Origin of the sequence: Vibrio sp. TMPB1044 (assembly GCF_030442075.1) — a bacterium.
In the GTDB taxonomy this organism is placed as follows: Bacteria; Pseudomonadota; Gammaproteobacteria; order Enterobacterales; family Vibrionaceae; genus Vibrio; species Vibrio satsumensis.
Genome location: NZ_JAUJED010000023.1, coordinates 107,919 through 129,100, shown reverse-complemented (window position 1 = coordinate 129,100; position 21,182 = coordinate 107,919). Strand labels below are relative to the sequence as shown.

18 protein-coding genes are annotated in these 21,182 nt (G+C 43.2%); 11 read left to right on the top strand and 7 right to left on the bottom strand.

The genetic code is table 11. The annotated features are described in order from the left end of the window. Positions 1–420: 420 nt before the first annotated feature. The 3 genes from QQ041_RS16580 to QQ041_RS16570 all read left to right on the top strand — a co-directional run bounded on the left by QQ041_RS16580 (position 421) and on the right by QQ041_RS16570 (position 3,551). Positions 421–1,422, top strand: a complete 1,002-nt coding sequence (locus QQ041_RS16580; protein WP_048612514.1) for a TerC/Alx family metal homeostasis membrane protein — start codon at positions 421–423, stop codon at positions 1,420–1,422. 313 nt (positions 1,423–1,735) lie between these two features. Then, positions 1,736–1,924, top strand: coding sequence for a hypothetical protein (locus tag QQ041_RS16575; protein ID WP_285954508.1), 189 nt, complete (start codon positions 1,736–1,738; stop codon positions 1,922–1,924). Between the two features lie 337 nt (positions 1,925–2,261). Beyond that, a complete protein-coding gene (locus QQ041_RS16570) occupies positions 2,262–3,551 on the top strand; it encodes a DEAD/DEAH box helicase (RefSeq protein ID WP_146491605.1) in 1,290 nt (429 codons plus the stop codon). Between the two features lie 77 nt (positions 3,552–3,628). Here QQ041_RS16570 and QQ041_RS16565 read toward each other — a convergent pair whose 3' ends face one another. The 3 genes from QQ041_RS16565 to QQ041_RS16555 form a co-directional block, all read right to left on the bottom strand. Then, positions 3,629–4,186, bottom strand: a complete 558-nt coding sequence (locus QQ041_RS16565; RefSeq protein WP_017060062.1) for a PhnA domain-containing protein — start codon at positions 4,184–4,186, stop codon at positions 3,629–3,631. A gap of 220 nt (positions 4,187–4,406) precedes the next feature. Continuing rightward, the gene (locus QQ041_RS16560) at positions 4,407–6,833 is read right to left on the bottom strand and encodes a VolA/Pla-1 family phospholipase (RefSeq protein WP_285954507.1); all 2,427 of its coding nucleotides are present in this window, start codon (positions 6,831–6,833) and stop codon (positions 4,407–4,409) included. 13 nt (positions 6,834–6,846) lie between these two features. Then, positions 6,847–8,106, bottom strand: coding sequence for an outer membrane protein transport protein (locus QQ041_RS16555; protein WP_057622220.1), 1,260 nt, complete (start codon positions 8,104–8,106; stop codon positions 6,847–6,849). 357 nt (positions 8,107–8,463) lie between these two features. On the opposite strand from QQ041_RS16555, the gene QQ041_RS16550 reads away from it, so the two are divergent. Continuing rightward, positions 8,464–9,546, top strand: coding sequence for a site-2 protease family protein (locus QQ041_RS16550; protein WP_057622219.1), 1,083 nt, complete (start codon positions 8,464–8,466; stop codon positions 9,544–9,546). A 137-nt stretch (positions 9,547–9,683) separates the two neighbouring features. Here the strand turns inward: QQ041_RS16550 and QQ041_RS16545 are convergent, their stop codons facing one another. Further along, the gene (locus tag QQ041_RS16545; protein ID WP_285954506.1) at positions 9,684–10,472 is read right to left on the bottom strand and encodes a M48 family metallopeptidase; all 789 of its coding nucleotides are present in this window, start codon (positions 10,470–10,472) and stop codon (positions 9,684–9,686) included. Positions 10,473–10,611: 139 nt separating this feature from the next. On the opposite strand from QQ041_RS16545, the gene QQ041_RS16540 reads away from it, so the two are divergent. From QQ041_RS16540 to QQ041_RS16520, 5 genes are all read left to right on the top strand, one after another. After that, entirely contained in the window at positions 10,612–11,037 is a 426-nt protein-coding gene (locus tag QQ041_RS16540) for a hotdog fold thioesterase (RefSeq protein ID WP_048660192.1), read from the top strand. A gap of 74 nt (positions 11,038–11,111) precedes the next feature. Beyond that, entirely contained in the window at positions 11,112–11,345 is a 234-nt protein-coding gene (locus QQ041_RS16535; protein ID WP_146491602.1) for a DUF3389 domain-containing protein, read from the top strand. Positions 11,346–11,499: 154 nt separating this feature from the next. Further along, the gene (locus QQ041_RS16530; protein ID WP_285954505.1) at positions 11,500–13,191 is read left to right on the top strand and encodes an SgrR family transcriptional regulator; all 1,692 of its coding nucleotides are present in this window, start codon (positions 11,500–11,502) and stop codon (positions 13,189–13,191) included. Between the two features lie 30 nt (positions 13,192–13,221). Continuing rightward, positions 13,222–14,130 carry a DMT family transporter gene (locus QQ041_RS16525; RefSeq protein ID WP_285954504.1) on the top strand — a complete coding sequence of 303 codons (909 nt, stop codon included), beginning with the start codon at positions 13,222–13,224 and terminating at the stop codon, positions 14,128–14,130. 21 nt (positions 14,131–14,151) lie between these two features. Continuing rightward, entirely contained in the window at positions 14,152–14,403 is a 252-nt protein-coding gene (locus tag QQ041_RS16520) for a hypothetical protein (protein WP_017067298.1), read from the top strand. 125 nt (positions 14,404–14,528) lie between these two features. On the opposite strand, the gene QQ041_RS16515 is transcribed toward QQ041_RS16520, so the two are convergent. Then, positions 14,529–15,137: a DUF2238 domain-containing protein gene (locus tag QQ041_RS16515; protein WP_285954503.1), complete on the bottom strand. Its 609-nt coding sequence runs from the start codon at positions 15,135–15,137 to the stop codon at positions 14,529–14,531. Between the two features lie 201 nt (positions 15,138–15,338). Here QQ041_RS16515 and QQ041_RS16510 point away from each other — a divergent pair, with 201 nt between their 5' ends. Together QQ041_RS16510 and QQ041_RS16505 are read left to right on the top strand one after the other, a co-directional pair. Next, complete coding sequence (locus QQ041_RS16510) at positions 15,339–16,178, top strand: isopenicillin N synthase family oxygenase (RefSeq protein ID WP_146491598.1); 840 nt, start codon at positions 15,339–15,341, stop codon at positions 16,176–16,178. Between the two features lie 310 nt (positions 16,179–16,488). After that, on the top strand, positions 16,489–17,109 hold the full coding sequence (locus tag QQ041_RS16505) for a DNA-J related domain-containing protein (RefSeq protein ID WP_146491597.1): 621 nt from the start codon (positions 16,489–16,491) through the stop codon (positions 17,107–17,109). 131 nt (positions 17,110–17,240) lie between these two features. Here the strand turns inward: QQ041_RS16505 and mrdA are convergent, their stop codons facing one another. Beyond that, positions 17,241–19,139 (bottom strand): penicillin-binding protein 2, encoded by a 1,899-nt coding sequence (gene mrdA, locus QQ041_RS16500; protein ID WP_285954502.1) that lies wholly within the window; start codon positions 19,137–19,139, stop codon positions 17,241–17,243. Between the two features lie 382 nt (positions 19,140–19,521). Further along, positions 19,522–21,177, bottom strand: coding sequence for an ABC-ATPase domain-containing protein (locus QQ041_RS16495; RefSeq protein WP_285954501.1), 1,656 nt, complete (start codon positions 21,175–21,177; stop codon positions 19,522–19,524). Positions 21,178–21,182 lie beyond the last annotated feature (5 nt).

Genomic DNA, 21,182 nt, shown 5'->3' with positions numbered 1-21,182 from the left:
GGTTGGGTATCGGTTTGGTCAGCGTTAGTGTATTTGGTGCCAACTACAGGTTTGTAATGGTCCTACGTGCTGGATAAGATCAGCTTTGAACAGTCGCAGTATTCCCATTATCAATAAACGCTATACCAAGCGTAAGTGGAAGAAATAAAAAAGGAGCAGGTTGCTCCTTTTTTGCTTTTTCTGTGCAAATTTATATAGACGAAACAGAATCAGAGGATTATTATCCACGCGTTTGGGGAGTAGTTAGCGCAAGTTTACATATCGTCATCTCGTTAGGCCAAGAGTCTATCCGGTATGTAAAGGTGAAATCCCATATTTCACTTCAACGAGACCAACGCAATCACAGTCAAGATCCGTAATGGAGCTTGATATGCTTTGTTTGCGGAAGGTCTTTGTACAGTTCTTCCGCCCGGAGGAATAATGAACTCAACTCAATCTCTATTATCTACAAATAGTGAATCCTTTTTTTCATCGCCAATCATGACGACTTATGCGGGCTTTTTCCTGCTGACCGTTATTCTCGTCTCTATTGATATCTATCAGACTCGTGGCGGCAACGTTACTATCAAAAAAGCGGCAATCTGGAGTGTTTTCTGGTTTGTACTTGCGTTTTTGTTTGCTGGCTCTATTTACCTATTTTGGGACATTTATGCGCCGAATAGTGATTACACAGCGCAAAAAGCAACCGTGTCATTCATTACGGGTTACTTGTTAGAAAAATCCCTTAGCGTAGACAACTTGTTTGTTTTTGCGATGATCTTTGCTCAATACCAAGTTCCTGAGCATCTGAGACCACGTGCGCTTCTTTGGGGTGTAATTGGTGCACTTGTACTTCGTGCAATTATGATCGCATTAGGCGCACAGCTATTGGCTGAATACCACTGGGTACTTTACGTGTTCGCTGCGTTCTTGATTGGTACTGGTATTAAACTGGCATTAGACAAGGGCGAAGAGGAGAGTGTGAATACACTGCCTGAAAAGTTACTTCGTAAAGTGATGCCGGTAACAGAGGATTTCCATGGCCCTGCATTAATGGTTAAACAGGGTGCTAAATGGGCGTTCACTCCAATGATGTTGGTCATCGGTGCGATTGCAGTCATGGACGTGATGTTTGCATTGGACTCTATCCCTGCGATCTTTGCGGTAACACAAGAACCGTTCTTGGTATTAGCGGCAAATGTATTTGCGTTACTTGGCCTTCGTTCGTTGTATTTTGTACTACAAGGTATGATGGATAAGTTCATCTACTTGAAACCAGCACTGGCATTCATCATGGTGTTCATCGGTGTGAAAATGCTATTGGTTGATAGTGAGTGGGCTATCCCAACTTATTGGTCGCTCGCTGTACTGATCTCGACTATGACGATTGCGGTTATAGCGTCGGTTTATGCGAAGAAGCCAGGTATTGAACAAGTAAATTAAAAACAAATATAACTTATCGAAAAGTCGATAATGAATACGTGGCTGATGAAGTGAAAAATTTATTTATGTAAATTTTCTGTGACATTGGCCACTGTTGTTTGCGGGGTATTTGTACTAAATGCATGATTTAAACACCATATTGAATTTGTAGTCACTTGGTGTGCATATCTATTTGTTGGCATTGTTAATGGTTTGTTTTATTAGAAAAACTAATCCCAAAGTCTAATTTTAGTCATTTTTTAACCTACAAAAGATCACCTATTATTCTTGCCATCAGAACGAAACACATTAACAAATTTATAGAGAGGCAATCATGGCTCAAGCAGTACAAATGAATACTATCGCTGTTCCTAACTCTATGGATAAGAAGACCTACTCGGTTAACTTCAAAGGATTGATTGCACACATTTTCGATATTCTTTTCGTAGACAACTCTCCACGTAGTTACTACGCAAGCGACTTATCTGGTCACATACAACGCGATATCGGCATTAACCGTTAATCTCAGCGTTAACATGTAAATATAGAATTTTAAGAAAACGCCAGCTTCCCAAGCTGGCGTTTTTGTATCTGAAATAAATTCTATCTCTTCGCAAATTAGCACCTGAAAAAAAGCTTAGGCATAACGGTCTGTCACACGTCGAATGCGGCAATGATAAAGCTAAGAATGTATGCAGACGAGGTGGATACAGTGAGTAGTGACGCTCTAGCATCGATAACTTGGTTTCTGAAGGGTATTAATCGGGGAAATAGAAGCGAAAGGGCGATTTAGTTACGTAATACTGCTGAAATACGTTAATATAGCGCGCTATTATTTTAGCTTTGAGTTCCTGCAATTAATGACTAACACCACAACATCAACCAACTTCTCTGATCTTGGCTTAATCTCACCTTTGATGGCTCGTTTATCTGAGCTTGAATACCAACAGCCAACGCCTATCCAAGCGCAAGTTATTCCAAGTGTGTTAGCAGGACGCGATTTAATTGCAGGCGCAAATACCGGTTCAGGTAAAACCGCAGCATTTGCACTTCCACTGTTACAAAAGATTCATGAAGATGCACCTCTGGACCGTCGTTCAGGCAAAGGTAACTTTGTTTCTGGCCTTATCTTGGTTCCCACTCGTGAACTTGCTAAGCAAGTGGCTGACAGCGTTAAATCTTACGCTGTACATTTCAACGGCGCGATTAAAACGGTTTGTGTGTTTGGTGGTGTATCGGTAAACACTCAGATGCAGGCGCTACGTGGCGGCACTGATATTTTGGTAGCAACGCCAGGTCGTCTGCTTGATCTCATTTCAAGCAACGCAATCAAGCTAGACAAAGTAAAAACGTTAGTGCTTGATGAAGCCGACCGAATGCTAAGCCTAGGTTTTACCGAAGAACTTGATGCAATCTTGAAGCTATTGCCGAGCAAGAAACAAACATTATTGTTCTCTGCGACTTTCCCAGAGCAAGTTCAAACGCTTACTCACGAACTACTAAGCGATCCCATTGAAGTTCAACTTCAAAGTGCCAATGCGAGCACACTGGTTCAACGTGTATTTGAAGTAGAAAAAGGTCGCAAGACAGCGTTACTCGCACACCTAATTCAACAACACGAATGGCGCCAAGCTCTTATCTTCGTAAATGCTAAGAACAGCTGTGAGCACTTAGCAGACAAGCTTTACAAGCGCGGCATCATCGCTGAAGTATTCCACGGTGATAAAGGGCAAGGTTCACGTACTCGTATCCTTGAAGATTTCAAATCTGGCGAGATTGACGTTCTTATCGCGACAGACATTGCGGCACGTGGTCTGGATATTGAGAAGCTGCCAGTAGTAATCAACTTTGACTTACCGCGTAGCCCGTCAGACTACATGCACCGTATCGGCCGAAGTGGTCGTGCGGGCGAGGTTGGTCTTGCGCTATCTTTGATCGATCACGAAGATTACCACCACTTCAAAATCATCGAGAAGAAGAACAAGATTCGTCTTGAGCGTGAGCAAATTGAAGGCTTTGAAGTGGATGAAGAAGCGACGGCTGAACTTATCGCTGCACTAAAACCTGTTGCGCCACCGGCTGGCACAGGTAAAAAGAAGAAAAAGAAAAAAGCACAAACCAATCAAGATGTTTGGTTAAGAAATAACTAAATTGAAAACAGTTAGATAGTAGATACAAGAAAGGCGCTCAATTGAGCGCCTTTCTTAATTCAAACAGTAAAAAGAAATTACTTCTTACGGCAGAACTCAGCGATTACGTACATTGATTGACCACCGTTTGTTTTACCAGAAACAAGCTTAGGATCATCACCAACGCTGATACCACGGATAACAGTACCTTGCTTAATCACTTGGTTAGTACCTTTGATTGGCAGGTCTTTAATTACTGTTACGTCGTCACCTTTCTTCAGTTCAACGCCGTTCACGTCAAGAGGCTTGTCATCAGCAGACATACCAATTTGTGCCCAAACTGACGTTTCTTCTTCAAGGTACATCATGTCTAGCGCGTCTTGAGCCCAGCTTTCTGTGTTCAGACGGGTTAGTTGACGCCATGCAGTTACTTGAACTGGCGCCTCTTGACTCCACATGCTGTCGGTCAGACAACGCCAGTGGTTGATATCTTTAGGATCGTCAATCTCACCAAGACATTTGTCACATACCATGATGCCGTGATCCACTGTTACGTGGCTGTGTGGCGGCACTGCGTATGCAGTAAGAGAAGAATCAGAACCACATAGTTCACATTTAGATTGGCAGCGTTCTAGCATAGTAGCTTCAGAAGACATAATGGACTCACATTTATTAGGTATTAAATTTACGGGGCTATTATCCACTTTATTTGCAATAAAGAAAGAGGTCGTACGGTATTCTGTCTTGATTAATTTTAGCTGAGATCAACCATTTGTGTTTTAAAGGTTTATGCAAACGGTTAACTAGGGGACGTGTTCGAACGACAGATACAAAAATGCCAGCGATTAGGCTGGCATTTGGTTCAGTAAGGAAAAGTTATTGTTCCAATACTGCTCCATTAATTGAGACTGCTGATAAAGCGTTGTTTACCAAGAAATCTGTAGCTTGTGTCTGCATGCTAATGTGATGGTTTAAATCTAGTGGCATAGGTGTAGTGTCATCTTGAGGAGCGACAAATGTACTATGCGATGCCACATCACTAAACTTAACAAAATCTTTAGTGCCGTTTGGTGTTGTATTGCTCGCATCTACCACAGTTAAGCCAAGTTTCGTAGCGAGCGGTGTTGTACCAGCAAAAGGTGCATCCGCAACAGTATTTGGCACTGTTTGGTCGTCTTGTGCTTGCCCCATATAAATAGGCATCTGAGTAGAAGCTGCTAGCAAGTAATCAGTATTAGTGTATGGATCAATAGTGTCTAACACGGTTTGTGCCGCATAAGAGAACTGTTGGAATGCTGCGGTCATGGTTGCTTTTTGTGCCGCAGTTGCATTACTTTCAAACGTGTTGTAACAAACTTGATCTGTTAACCCTATACAGTTAGCAATAGCGAAACTTGCGTATTCAGTAGAAGCGCCTAGTGCAACGTTATGCTTAACTTGTGGGCCAAAGAATGGTGAACCCAACAAAAGGTTAGATATTTGTCCGCCAGAGTTTTCAATAGCTGCAGCACTGAAGCTATATAAAGCATCGGCAGTAGCACTACCTAACGTACGGTTAGATGATGCAACTGCAGTTGTTCCAACAATACCACCTAATGAATGACCTAAAAATTTAACCTGTGAGCCAGCAAATGCTTTCAAAGGTGAACTAGCAAGTAAACCAGCTTGCAAAGAAGCAGTTAAAGAAGCTCTTAAGCCCATGACGTCGAGTGCACTTTGACGAACGTTGTCGCGAGCTACAGGTAGGTTAGCGAGATTCAAATAAGCCAACACATCTGCGTTTGCTGAACGGGTATCATCTAGACTGCGCGTACCATGTATTGGCAAGTCAATTGCGATAACAGCAACGCCAGCTCTCGCTAAGTTGTAAGCGAACGCATAAGCATTTTCTTTAGCAGAGGTTATACCGTGTTGGTAAATAACCACATCAGTAGGATCTGCACTATTAGGTGTAAATAACAAAAACTCTATAGATTCTAATGATTTTACCTGAGGAACTGGAGAGTATTTCGTTATAACTCTTTCGCTATCAAGCGGTGAGCCATCTACTAGAGTAAGGTTTAGGCCAACCAGTTTGAGCTGTTCTGTTTGGTCAGTCGCTAATATACTAGTATCGATACCTGCAGCAACTAATTGAGCGGCCATGTTAGCTTGCTCGTTAGCATCACTTAAAGCACTTGAAACTTTTGCTAAGCTAGGCATACCCGATTCGAATGGCTGTGAGTTCCATTCAGTAGCACTTGTTTCTAGATAATAAGGTAATTGAACAAAACCTTGAGTCACATCTACGTTGTCTGTCGCGCCATACAAGCCATTAATCGCGCCTTTCAAGGTTGCGATAGTTGTCGCGTCGCCGCCGGCAACATACTTATCAAAGTCAGTATCGTTTGCTAGCGCTGTTTTGAACAATTCTGTAGCACCAAACTGCATCGCATAAGCTGTCGACAGGTCAACAGAGTTAGGGTTTGCGCTCCCAGTCCAAACGCTATTAAGGTTGGCTGCAGCCAACCCTGTAGCTGTTGCCGCTTTGGTAGCGAAAAGGGAGTCACCAACAGACTCAGTCGTAAACCACGTCGAATAGATAATATCTTTCGTATCAAGAGTAATAGCGCCTTGAGCGTTCGCTCCAGCGAAGATCTTTTCAACACCTTGGGTGACTTGCTGCGCTTGAGCGAGGCTACCTTCGGTGTAAGTTACTGCACTCGATTTCAGCGCAGCGTAACTTGCCGACATGCCAACAGGATCGCCATTAACGTCCGTTAGTTCATTTGATAGCGCCAATACATATTCACTTGAAGCATCTAAGGAATCATTGAACACAATTGTAAATGTGTCAGTTGAGGCGCTAGATAGAACGTTAAAATCAGTGCCTAGAGTCAATATTCCAGCGACACTTGGTGCAGTTTCAGAAGTGAGTGAGCCACTAAGCTTTAATAGGTAAACCCCACCAGTAGCTACGCCGTCCGCTAAACCCGTACCTTCAAAGTCCATGATGATTGGCATTGAAGTTGACCAACCATCCATTGTATTCATTGCTGCGATAGGGTTGGTTAATGAATCATCACCGCCAGTCGGCAAGCCAAGTGTACCGTCGGTAGCATCCATCAACGCGAAACTAGGAAGAGGAACAGCAATATCAGCACCCGTTAATTGAAACTTGATGCTCGTCGCTTGTGCGAGTGAATCTTGAATGTATTGCTCATATTGAATCGCTGTTGAAGCACCTGAACTCGAAGAGTCATCACCACAACCAGCAAGAAACATTGCTGAAGCGAGCAGCGAAACATTAAATAACTTTTTCATGTTTTAATTCCGTTTAGTTGAAGGTGTAGTTCATTTGAATTGCAGATAGGTAAGCGACTGCATCACCAGAGAATTCAAGTTCCTGACCAAGTTCATTGGTTTCAGTGAAATCACCTTCTTTACTTTGAACAAGAGCGAAACCAGCATCGATTGAAAGGTTAGGGCTGTATTGGTAAGTCAAACCTGCGCTGTACCAGAAACGGTCGCTATCTGGAATACTCAATGTCGCTTCACCAGCTTGCTCGTCATAAGCTAGACCCGCTCTTAAGGTCCATTCTTGGTTTAACTGGTAAGTTGCACCCAGTGAGTAACGGTTATTGTCGTCGTAGTCTTCGGTCTTTTTAAAACACTCGCCATTTGCGCAATCTGAACTCGTCGCTTTAAGCTCTTTAAAGCTACTCCAACCCGTTTGTTGCCAGCCGTAATGGATAGCCCATTGATCGGTGAGTTGATGGAAAGCTGAAACCTCAATGATCGAAGGTAATGTAATTTTTAGACGACCGGTTGTGGTCGTTGCACTGCCTTGTACGATGCTACCCGTGTAATCGCTGAAGTCGCCATCATCAAAATCTAGGTCCACTTCTGAACGATATGCGATAGAGAATCGATTGTTTTTATTCAGTTCATATAACGCGCCTACGTTCCAACCAAATGCAAAGGTTTCGCCTGTCATGCTAATCAGTTTTGTAGAAGCAGGATCGCCAGTGATGTTCGATATAGAACCCTGGTGACGATTAAGTTCTGCCTCTGCGTAAACAAGGTTTGCACCAGCACCAACACTGAATTGGTCATTAATTCGATACGCCACATTCGGGTTCAGATTCACTGACACAAGTGAAGTATCACCGGCAAGATCACCAGCATAAATATCATCTGGGTAATCGGTAGCAACGCCGTAGTTAGAAAACATACCGATGCCCCAAGCCCATTTGTCATTGATTGGGCTGATGTAGTAAGCAGCCGGAACCACTTGCAAAGGTGCAACATCTTTCGATACTTGGCTTTGTCCACCAGAACCTGGAACATTGTTTTGAGTAATATCCACCTCTGGATCAACGATAGAAACCGCGCCTGAAAATTGGGCTGTATCAAATAGGGTCATTGCGGCGGGGTTTCTCGCTAGTACACTCGCGTTGTCAGCTACTGCACCTTCACCTGAGAACGAGCGACCAAGACCTGAGGCAGAATGCTCAGCAACTTGGAAACCAGCCGCAAGTGAATTGCATGCAAATAGCACAGAAAGAGAAACGAGAGAGCGTTGTATTGTTTTCATCCTTGACCCTCCTAGGGCATCGAATTTCATTATTATCGTTTGAAAACACACTGAGCATTGTTGGTGTTGAAGCTCTAATGTAAACAGCATGTTAAATTCATATTTTATATAAAGTCAAAGAAATAGTTGTTATTTTGTGAGGTTATATTTTTAAGGGGCGGCACTTTAACACTAATAATATAACTATAATCAATGATTTATTTGTGGTTGGAGGTGTGACCAGAATGTTTATGTTAACTATTGGTACAAATAGTGTTCAATTGCTCGATATGTAACAACTTTGTTTATGTTTACCACCGATCGCTAAATCGGCATAATATCGACACTCGTTAGAAGTCATTAAATTGGAATTTAAGTTTGGAATTACTCGCGATAGAGTTTCTTGGTAAACCGCTTCGTTTAGAAGGTTCAATGGCAGGGTGGCAACAGTTGTATTGGGATAACACTCTGGTATCTCAATTAGATGCGACCACAGACCAAGAAGACGCACGAACACACGAATTTACACTACGTGCTGGCGAAGAAACGTTGCAGTGTCACGTTGAGTCAACCGTTCAGTGGCAACCGTTTGAGATGACGTATAAAACGTCGGTGAATGGCCAAACTGTTACCGAAGGCAATCGAAACACCAAAGATATCGAGCAACAAACCCCGGTTGTCGCACCAAAACCAGAGAAGCGTTTTAGCTTAATCGGGTTAGTTTCGCTGGGAATGAAAGCCCTTAAGAGTGCCAAGTTAATCAAGGTGGTACTTGCCTCCGCGAGTTTAGCGGCTTACTCATGGCTATTTTCAATTCAGTTCGCGCTTGCCTTGATCGCTTGTCTTATGTTCCATGAATACGGTCATATCAGAGCAATGAAATACTTCGGCATGAAGACCAAAGGCATTTATTTGATACCATTCCTTGGTGGTTTGGCGTTATCCGACGAAAAGATTAATACGCGCTGGCAAGATGTGGTTATCTCAATCATGGGGCCACTGTTTGGTTTGATATTGTCGTTGATATTTACTGTATTGTACTGGGTAACTGGTGAGATGTTCTTTGCTGGTCTAGCCGTGTTCAACGCTTTGTTAAACCTATTTAATTTGCTGCCGATTTTGCCTCTTGATGGTGGACATGTTCTTAAAAGTATCAGTTTTTCGATGAACAGTGTGCTTGGGATCGTACTCTGTGTCGCGGCTGCCGTTGCTGGCGTGGTATTGAGTTATCAATTGAATTTAACCCTGTTTGGTTTCTTATTGATCATGGGCAGTGTTGAAATACTATTCGAATGGAAAGGGCGTCATCACAGTCATTTGTTACCGTTAGACAAATACGGTCAAGTCGTGTCATTCGTTTGGTATGTGGGTTTAGTCAGTAGTTTGATCGGTGTTATCTGGTATTTTGCATCGACTGGTGATCAGCTATTAAGCCTACCATTACAAATTCTTGGTACTTAACCAATGAGTTTCTGTTGTTGGATTTATTTAGCAACATAGTTCACTTGAACTGATAGTTAGCAAGAAACTAAAAATGCCCTAACCAATATGGATAGGGCATTTTCGTATTTACACTAGCTAAGCGATTCTAACTTAGACTACGCTTTGCAATTTGGTCTTGGAGAGCCTGATTTAGGTAACGTTTTTATCGTCGCCTGCAGATCTTTGATACGCGTACTGTGGGAAGGGTGCGTAGACAGCAATTCTGGCGGTTGGTTACCACCTGATGCTTTCGCCATATTCTGCCACAAGTCGACACTTTGATTAGGATCGAACCCTGCTTGAGCCATATACTTTAGACCAACAACATCGGCTTCAGACTCTTGAGTTCGGCCATACGGTAGAATAACACCATATTGAACCCCTAAACCTAACGCCGCCATCGTCATACCTTGGTATTGTTTGTACTCTGATGCTCCCAAGGCAACACTGGTAATAGACAAACCAGTATTAGCGATTTGAGACTGAGATAAGCGTTCATTACTGTGGTCCGCTAAAACGTGTGCCACTTCGTGACCGATAACCGTCGCGAGTTGGTCTTGATTAACTGCGACCTTGAGTAACCCTGTGTACACACCGATTTTCCCGCCAGGTAGGGCGAATGCGTTCACTTGGTCACTATCAAACACAACAACTTCCCATTCACTAAAACCTTGTTTAGGAATATATTGAGTGATGCTGTTCGCCACGCACTGTACATAAGCGTTTGTTTTGGCATCTTTGCTGATGGGTTGTTCTTTTTTCATTTGTTCAAAAGATTGCGCTCCAAGCTGAGACATGTCTTTATCTGAAAAAAGCAGCAATTGGTTTCTGCCTGTCGGAGAAGCGCTACATGCAGTTAGGCCTGCAAGTGTGAGAAGCGAGGCAAACTTCATCCATGACGTCATACAATATCCTCTGTGTATTCGGTTTTTATGCATGTTAACATCAACTTGCGTAATAACTAAGGGCTGTAAGATAACTAACAGCCAGTAATATAGAAAAAGCTATGTACGCGATAACAAGATCAATAATTAAGGAACCCACATGAGTATTTGGAAAAAGCCCGTTGACTTAGATACCTTCAACGCGACCTCAAAAAATACCTTAATTGAACACCTCAACATTGTTTATACCGAAGTAAATGACAATTCTTTGGTGGCAACCATGCCGGTTTGTCATTTTACGCACCAACCACTGGGTATGCTTCATGGCGGTGCGTCGGTTGTGCTAGCAGAAACGCTTGGCTCATTGGCTGCAAACTTCTGCGTACCAGAAGGCTATTATTGCGTTGGTCTCGATATCAATGCGAACCACGTAAGATCAATGCGCGAAGGCAACGTCATCGGTACTGCTGAACCTATTCACCTTGGTGTATCGACACAAGTATGGCAGATCAATATCACTGATGAACGTCAACGCTTAGTTTGTACCAGCCGCTTAACCATTGCTGTAAAGAAACACAAGCGATAATAGCCAGAGAGTCGTCAGTTGTTTTTGTCTTTAGAAGAAGCAATCAGTATTTAAAGAAGTAACCCGAGAAGCCCATGGTCATAACGTTTAAAAGTGGAAAAGTCATCGCAACCGCACATGAGCTGGTTGTTCGTTTAGATGGTGAGCATAGAGTCACGCTACAAGCTCAAGTTGATGCAATTCAACTTATCGGAAAAGGGGCAAATGTCATTTCAGCCAACGGATCAGAGTGTAAATGGTCGATAAAATTAGACGACGAACAACAGCTTCGTGATATTGCAAATGAAATTGGCTGTGATGTCATATAACCCTTTACTGCAAAAGAACTTAACCCTTCAGATTGAATAACATCTTAGGATGTCATACTCAATAATTCACAATAAAATCGTGTCAGTAATATTGATTTTACGCCATAAAATAGGGAAACTGAATTCAATGTCCTTTGAATAAGTTTTCCTCTTTATGAGCAGCCCAAGACTTCGCGTTCAATTTGAAACCCTGTTTGAATACTTCGATGGTAAAGATTCTGATGTTCAGCTCGACGACATCACGGATGTGCTCTGTTGTACCCGTCGTAATGCCCGAATGGTACTCAACAAGCTTGAAGAAGAAGGGTGGGTAGAATGGTTACCTGCAGCTGGTAGAGGGAAGTTATCTCAACTCATCTTTAAGCAAAATCGCTGTGATGTCAGCGAGAACTTAGCAAGACGCTATTTACAAGAAGGCAAAATTGGACAGGCACTGTCAGTGCTTGATCACAATGCAGCCAAACTCACCCAAGTTATTCAAAACTACTTGGGCGTACAGTATCAAGAAGGCGAACAAGTTATTCGTTTGCCTTATTACCGACCGCTTTCAATGCTTAACCCTACCAAATCGATGCGACGCTCTGAACAACATATCGTTTGCCAGGTATTCAGTGGCTTAACGCGTTTGGATGAGAATGATCAGTTACAGCCCGACCTTGCTCATTCGTGGCAAAAAATCAGTGACTATCAATGGCGATTTTTCTTGAGACCGGGTGTTCGTTTCCATAACGGGGAGCCTTTGTTAACCAATCATGTTGTAGATACGCTTCTTGCGCTCGAACCTCTCAACATGTTTTCACATATCAAAGATGTCTCTTCACCTGCAAATTGTGTAGTTGATGTCTTTCTCACACGCCCAGACAAGTACTTTCCGCTCGCGCTAACGGAATCGGTCGCTAAAGTTACCTTACCAATGACTTTACGTGGTGAAGACTACGATATTCGACCGATTGGTACGGGACCTTACCGCATTGAAAAGAATGACGAAAAGCAACTCGTGTTGAACGCATTCAACGGTTATTTCGGTTTCAGGCCGTTGATTGATCGTGTAGAGGTATGGGTGGTCGATGAGGCATATTCCTCAATGGTTTACCCAAGCTTGTCTAAACCAGTAATGGCAGACCGTAGTGAAAGTGACGAGGTAGAACTTGACCCTGGCTGTACGTATTTACTGTTGAATAGAAAGAAGGGCATCGCGCAAAACCCTGCATGGGCAGAATTTTTGTCTAACGCTTTGAATGCCGCAGATCTGTTTATGCATATTCCGAAAGAAACCTTGATCGATTTAGGCATGTTGCACGCATATGGAATAAAACCGGGTTGGTATGACATAAAGTTAAAGACACCAGTTTGTCCACCAGCAGATTCGAAGCCTACCATAAAATTGGCATACCAATGCCAGCACTCAATGTTCCCTATAATTGCCAAGGCCATTGTCACTATGTTGAAACAATACAATATCGACGTTGCTCTTTACGGTTACGAAACGGATCCTCCACATGCCGATGATGTTGATATTTGGATTAACCCAATGGGTATCGCTAATAACAGAGACGATGCACTGGCATGCTGGCTTATGGATTATAGTTTCCTCGATGAATCGAGCCCCGCAGACGATTTTGATCAATGGTGTCATATGATTGATCGTTGGCGCTCTGGTGAGTTTGAACAGTTCCCAGCAAGGCAACTCGGTAAGCAACTGGTACAAAGCAACCAATTGATTCCGATGTTCCATTGTTGGCTAGGCGTAAACAAGGACCAGTGTGGTACGTTGCAAAACGCAAAGTGTAATGCATTGGGGTGGTTCGACTTTAGCCAAGTTTGGGTTAAACCTGACGTTGACTGAAACCAGAGATAACTCGATTAGGATAACGTAATGCAAACCGTGATTATCACATTTATTACGCTGGTGGCATTTGCTGCCAATTCTGTATTGTGTCGTTGGGCATTGATGGATCAAACGATTGATCCTTTGAGTTTTTCGATCGTACGTATCTTGTCGGGAGCGCTCACCCTATTGATTTTATTAAGTTTATCTTCAAACGCTAAACGCAAACAAGATAAAGCAATCAATGACACATCAATGTATACCAAGGTTCGCTCTCAGTTTGATTTAACCGCCATAGTAGCGTTACTCGTTTACATGTTCGGTTTCTCGTTTGCCTATTTAACGCTAGGGGCAGGGCTTGGTGCTTTGGTCCTGTTTGTCGCGGTTCAATTCACGATGATTGCCGCACACCTGCTAGCTGGTAACAGAATGTCATTGTTAGAGTGGTGTGGTTGTTTGTTGTCAGTTTCTGGGCTCATTTACTTACTCATGCCGACGGAATCGACAAGTTCGCCAGATATAACCTCCATCATATTGATGGCTCTGGCTGGAATTGGGTGGGGCATTTACACATTGGCGGGTAAGAAATCCACAAACGTGTTGCAATCTACGACTGCCAATTTTGGATTTAGCTCGTTAGCGCTCTTTGTGTTATTAAGCCTGTTAGCGGTGATTCCAAGCGTGGCATCGCAAATATCCATCACTAAGCAAGGTTTGATTTACGCAGTATTGTCGGGCTCAGTGGCTTCTGGTATTGGTTATAGCTTGTGGTATTACGTGGTGAAAAAGCTGAATACCGTCCTCGCATCGATTGCCCAGCTTTCTGTTCCAGTTATCGCGACACTTGGCGGCGTTTTGTTGCTATCCGAACCTGTCACCATGCAATTTGTTATCTCATCGACTGTCATTTTACTTGGGATAAGCTTGGTTCTTGTCGCTCCTAAACTTAAGAAATAATAAGTACAATCACTAACGGCTATGGCTAAACCTAACAAGAAACAACCGACCAAAACAGTTCAGATATTCTGCGCTAAATGTAAGACACAACTTTTCAAGTATCGAAAAGGTGGCAAAGGTGCGCTCGTAAAGTGCTTTAAGGAACGTATAGTTGAAGACTTCACGACAGAGCCATGCGTATGCCCTGAGTGTGGTATTGAGTTCGCGCGAGATACCTTGGTTCGAGGTACGCCAGCCTACAAATTTGTTGGTGGCAAGGTAACGATGAAATAACCCGTCACGATGAAACAAGCAGTCATATTAAAACGAGCAAACAATGTTGAAACTAAAAATGCCACAGCACAGTTTGTGTGTGGCATTTCAACGTTGCTTTTGATACTCAGAATAAAGGATTGAGCTTAGTAAGCTCTGACACGACCTTGAAGGTTAAGAAGTAATAACGAGACAATTGCGCCCGTGGTGTCACACAGCATATCTTTCTGTGCATCCCAAATATCGCCTTGTGACCCTAGGAACGCGATACCTTCGTCACCACCGGCAATCTCTGCATACCACCACTCAATAATCTCGTAACCAGCTGCAACACTCATGATTGCAAACAGTGCGAAGAAACACGCAATCATGGGTTGAGCCAACTTCTTGCGAATTAAGTACTCAGCGAGTGGGTAAGCATAAAGGCCAATAGAGAAATGGGCGACACGGTCAAAGTTATTGCGTTCAGAACCTATCACGTTATTGAACCAATCAAATGGTACTTCGGCGAAGGTATACTTCGCGCCTATCGTGTGTAAAATCAGCCAGATAAACATCAAAACATAGGCTGTCTTAGTGAAGGTGAGCTTTGTTGATAACCACCAAATCCCCACCAATATCGCAAGCGCTGGGACAATTTCGGCAATCCATACCGCTCTTGAAGAGGGAGCAAACGCTGAAAATAGAAACACAATTAAATACAGCGTCGTCAATGACAGTAATGGTCGATTTTGAGCAAGTGGCGTGATTGTCATATCAAGATCTCTCGTCGAAGTTTTGAATAGTGTTACATAATAATGAACAGCGTTCAATTGGGCTTTAATCACCAGATTTGTTGAAAAGTAGCGTTATCGCCCAGTATCTAGACAAACGGTTGCTAGAGTTTCACAAAAGTTTGATTTACAACAAAGCGATCCTTAAAATTGCTTTATTACTACATAACAAGAAAGAAAGTCATGAAACTGGAAACTGTCGATTACCTTGCTGACGACGCAGCAGAACAATTTGTTCGCTCTCTACGTGAAACTGGGTTTGGTGTTCTTAAGAACCATCCAATCCCGAAAGAGCTTGTTGAGTCAATTTACGAAAATTGGTACCAATTCTTCATCTCTGAAGATAAAGAAAACTTCCACTTTAATGTTGAAACACAAGATGGATATTTTCCACCTTCAGTGTCTGAAGTTGCTAAGGGCCACACTGTAAAAGACATCAAAGAGTACTTTCACGTATACCCTTGGGGCCAAATCCCTGAGCAGCTAAAAGAACAGATTCTAGATTACTACCAACGTGCGAACGCTTTTGCTCAAGAGCTGTTAGGTTGGGTTGAAGCTCATGCTCCTAAAGAAGTACAAGAGAAATTCTCTATTGCGTTATCAGAAATGATCAACGGCAGTGAGCAGACTCTGCTTCGTGTTCTTCACTACCCACCAATGCAAGGTGATGAAGAGCCAGGTGCAATCCGCGCTGCGGCACACGAAGACATCAACTTACTGACTGTACTTCCTGCTGCAAACGAGCCGGGCCTTCAAGTTAAAGCTAAAAATGACGAGTGGTTAGATGTACCATGTGATTTCGGTAACATGATCATCAACATCGGTGACATGCTTCAAGAAGCATCAGGTGGTTATTTCCCATCGACAACTCACCGTGTAATTAACCCATCAGGTGAACGCCAAGAGAAATCTCGCATCTCTTTGCCTCTATTCCTTCACCCTAAACCAGAAGTTGTGCTATCTGAAAAATACACAGCAAATGAATACCTAATGGAACGCTTGAGAGAGCTTGGCGTTATCTAATGAGTTAAATGCTTCGTCCCTAAAACTAGGATAGATGTGAAAGGTCAGCTAAATTGCTGACCTTTTTTGTATCTGCACCAAAGAGGAGCGGCTTTATTGCTAACGATTGTGTTCAACTAAATGGTACTCAGTTTTTGACGATGAAAGGTGTCTTTAAGCCAAACGTTAGAAAGTTGTTTGTCCTTAAGCTCGACAAACCGAAGAAAATCGCTTTCAATTAAAGGAGATACGTTACGGGTGTGAAATAGGTTACGTATAGTATCTACTAGTCGAACAATCCATTAATTCAGAAATGTTAACTGAGTCAACTATGTCGAATCATCAAGATGTGAGAGCAAACTTTCATTGCCATATGGAAAACCCGTTGCTTTGGCCGATAATGGAAGTGCTTAAGCAAAAGCCAAGCGGATGGAAAGTACATACATTGGCGGCTCATTTGAACGACCTTGGGTTTGTGCCAGTGTTAGACCCGATACCTGAGAAAGAGTTGTTTAAAAAGAACTTCCTCATCATGAATGCGCTATATCAGCTTCAAGAAACTTTACACCCTGATGGTTGGCTCCAAGTCCAAGCGATGGACATTGAATTGATGAACGGTCGTTATCACGGAAGCAGCCATAGCATAGATCATCAAGACCCACTTCGAGACTACTATATTAATTGGGTTAACTATGAAGCGGATGAGGGCGAAGTCAAAAGGCTGTTGAACGAGTTTTGGACTCGATACAGAAAGTTTGTTGGTGGTGATGAACTCGATATGGATCGAAGCCGAGCATTGAACCTGTTTGAATTACCGCTGGATGCGACCCACCACGAGATTAGAAAGCGTTGGCGACAACTGGCGTTGAAATGGCATCCAGACAGAGAGCAAGGTAACACCGCAAAATTTCAGACACTCTGTGAAGCATGGCATGTATTACGAAGCTCGTAATCGAACGTAACTTTTAGCTGCCTAGTTGGTTGGACACCTAAAATAGAAAGCCCCACATTGTGAGTGATACAAGCGGGGCTCGCTAAGTGCTGTAATTACGTTAGGCGTTGTAACTACTTTATTTGTTGGTGCTACGAGTGATCTTTACTCTCACCACTTTTATGCTCAAATGCATAGTCGAGTACTTTACGAATATAAGGTGCGCCGACTTTTGAACCGCCGTTACCATGTTCAATAACCACAGTCGCGACATATTCTGGGTGTTCATAAGGTGCAAAAGCCGTATAAAGGGCGTGGTCAAGTAAATGCCTAGCGAGTTTCTTCGAGTTGTAGACCTGATCTTTGGCAAGATCAAACACTTGTGCTGTACCTGATTTCCCACCACTCGTGTAGTTGCTTCCCTTAAATGCACGTCTACCACTACCACGACTGCCATGGTTTACGAGTCGCATTGCGTTGAGTGGTACATCCCAAATTCTATCGGGTACTTCCGTAATCGAAGGCATCGACTCAGGTTCAACAAGTTGCTGTGTACTAAAATCTTCACCGTGTTCTAAGGTGGCTCTTAATATATGCGGTGGCATTACCTTTCCATGGTTAACCAGTACCGAGGTCGCTTTCGCAAGTTGCATTGGCGTGGATGTCCAATAACCTTGACCAATACCAATCGGGACAGTGTCGCCTTGATACCACGGGGTACGATAACGCATCATCTTCCACTCTCGAGTCGGCATGTTGGCGGTACTTTCTTCATAGATATCGATACCCGTAGGTTCACCAAAGCCAAAGCGATTCATCCAGCTTGAAATGCGGTCGATACCCAAATCAAACGCGGTTTGATAAAAGAATGAATCAACGGACTCTTCGATGGCTTGGGTGACATCGACAGGGCCATGACCCCAGCGCTTCCAATCTCGCCATGATTTAGAGTTTCGTTTTGACCCCGGAATTCTCCAAACCCCATGGTCATTACGAATGGTATCCTCAGATATGACATGTTCTTGCAGTCCTGCCACTGCCATAAATGGTTTAATAGTTGATGCAGGAGGATAAACACCTAAGGTCGTGCGGTTTACCAACGGATGAGCAGGATCATTTAATAGACGTTGGTAGTTCTTACTCGAAATGCCATCCACAAATAGGTTCGGGTCATAACTTGGGCTTGATGCCATCGCCAACACACTATTGTCTTTAGGGTCGAGAATAACTGCGCTTCCAGTTCGGTGATTAAGTTGTTCAAAGACGTATTTTTGTAGCTCAAGGTCTATATTTAGCACGATATCTTTGCCAGCTACTGGCGGCACGTACTCAATAGTTCGGACAACTCGTCCACGACTATTTACTTCGACTTCTTGATAGCCTTTAGTCCCATGTAGAATATCTTCATAGTAACGTTCAACTCCAAGCTTCCCGATGATTGTTGTAGCTTGGTAATTTGCGTCTATACCTTGTTCTTCGAGCTTTCTGAGGTCGTTATCATTGATGTGTGCTACATAGCCTAATACATGAGTAAGGACTTCACCATTCGGATAAAAGCGCTTTAAGCTGGTATCAATAGATAGGCCGGGGAATTGGTATTGATGCACAGAGAACTTTGCAATCTCTTCTTCCGTTAGATTCTCTAATATCGTCACTGATTTGAAACGGCGAGTGTTGTGATAACGTTTTTTGAATCGAGCGATCTGCTCGGCATCACGCGGGACGTATTTGTCTAGCTTGGCGAGCATTTCATCGACATTGTCGGTTTGCTCTGGAATCATCGTCAGATCAAAGACAAGCTTGTTCTCCGCAAGCAAGACGCCGTTACGGTCGTAAATCAGCCCTCGAGTAGGGGCGATAGGGAGTACTTTGATTCTGTTGCCATCGGCACGAGTTTGATAACTTTTAAAGTTTTCGACTTGGAGTCGATACAGGTTACCAACTAAGACAAGAGTGAAGAGCAAGATCCCACAAAACGCGACGATTACACGATTTTTGAATAGGTTTACTTCTTTTTTATGGTCACGCATCTTAACGCGTTTATGATTCATTGAAGCCTCAAAGTTTTGTTACATTTGGTTACACCTGTCGAGTCGGGACTTTATCTGAATATCACTAGGGTTTTGTAAAAGCTGTGTCATGATTTAGGAGATCTAAGGCATTAGATGGCGGTAAGCAACGCCTTTAATTTTCTCATTAGAAAAGTTGATAAGTAATTGATGTAAAGATTGGTTTTGTGAATTTCTAGAATTGAAGAGTTTTGAGAGTACTAGAGGTTAGATAAATAGAGGTCAGATAAATTACGGCCCTCAGAATGAGGGCCGTAGACAGTTAATTTGCTTACTTAGTAGCTAGTGACTTAGAAGCTTTAGTAAATTAGAAACTTAGAACTTCAAAAGCCTAGAAGCGCAATAAATCTATTATTTAACGAAATCAGTTCGAAGGCTTGAACTGAGATTTACGCATTCGGTTCAGAGCGGCCATCACATCTAATGTTCTTGGTTTCGCTAGGTCACCGTAGTTAGGCATGTTAGCGTGCCATTCGTTTTCTAAAATAGCTTTGAACTCTTTCGCAGGGTTGTTTGACCAACCTGGAGTTTGTGCGAATTGGAACCAAGCCCAACCGATCGCGTTCACTTCAGACGGCGACTCTAATTGCTCAAGGGCAGAAAGGTCTGCAAACTCTTTACCAAAACGCAGTGACTCTTTGCCCTTCGCGTTAACACGGAACTTACCGTCAGTCAGAATGTTCATGAGTGAAGCACGGTTCAATGAACGCGGCACAAACGTTTCTAAAGCCGTCTCACACTCGTTAGTACGCTGAGTAGGGTGCTGAGCAATAACGTCTTTTGCTTTTTCAGTCACATCTACCGCTTGGTAGTCGTGCATTTGAATCACAGTGTTCGCTACATCTAGGTAATCACCAGAACCGCCCATTACAACAATGGTAGAGATATCCATCTCTTCACGTAACTGGCCAATACGGTCAACAAGTGGGGTAATTGGTTCGTCGCCTTTTGACACTAGCGCTTGCATACGTTCATCACGAATCATGAAGTTAGTCGCTGACGTATCTTCATCGATAAGTAGAGTTTGAACACCGGCTTCAATCGATTCTTGCAACCAAGCAGCTTGAGACGTAGAGCCAGACGCATCTTGTGTGCTGAAATTAGAGGTGTCTTTTTGCATTGGTAAATGATTGATATAGTTCGATAGATTCAAGTTGTGCACACATCGACCATCTTCAGCGCGGATCTTCATCGTATCAATCGCAGTCACGATGCCTTCACGACCGTCACCGGGAATATGGTTATAGATAGAACGTTCAACCGCGTTCAACAGCGTAGATTTACCATGGAAGCCACCACCAACAATCAGCGTGATACCTTTTGGAATTCCTAGGCCTGTCACATCACCTTGGTTTGGTGTGTTTAAAGTAACGCTCAATGATTCTGGAGCAACGAAAGGCACTGCATCTTTCATTGGTAGGTCACAGTTACCCGCGATACGTGGTAGCACGCTGCCGTTTGCAACAAATGCCGCTAGGTTGTTTTCATCTAGTTGAGCACGCAGCGCTTCTTGGTCTTCGATCGTTTCACAATGTTTAATCATTGCGTCGATGTTCAATTCACGCTCAAGCGTCGCGCGACGAATAAACTTCGGTAAGTAAAACGTAATAATGTTGTTCGCTTTCTTAGCAAGAATGCTTCGGCCATCGGCAGGTAGATTGATACGGAAACGGATTTCGATGCCGTGTTCTGTGAAAACAACGGCTGTGTTGTCTAATACCGTTTGACCTGTCAGTGCGATAGACACGGTCGATTCTTGTTTTGCGAACTCAGAGAAGCTACGCGCGATAAAATCACGTGCTGCTACTTGGTATTCGTAAGACTTTTCTTTCAGCCAATCTAACCCAGTTAACGACCACGCGCGCGTTGCACGAAAACGAGAAGCTGACGCATATGGGTCACCTTGGATGTGGTCGATGTGTAATTCAAAATCAGCAAAGTCGTATTGACCTTTAATTTGTTGATATGCACGGTAGTTTTGTTTTTCGAGCTTTTTAAGCTTTGCAGTCAACTGATCCATAACGA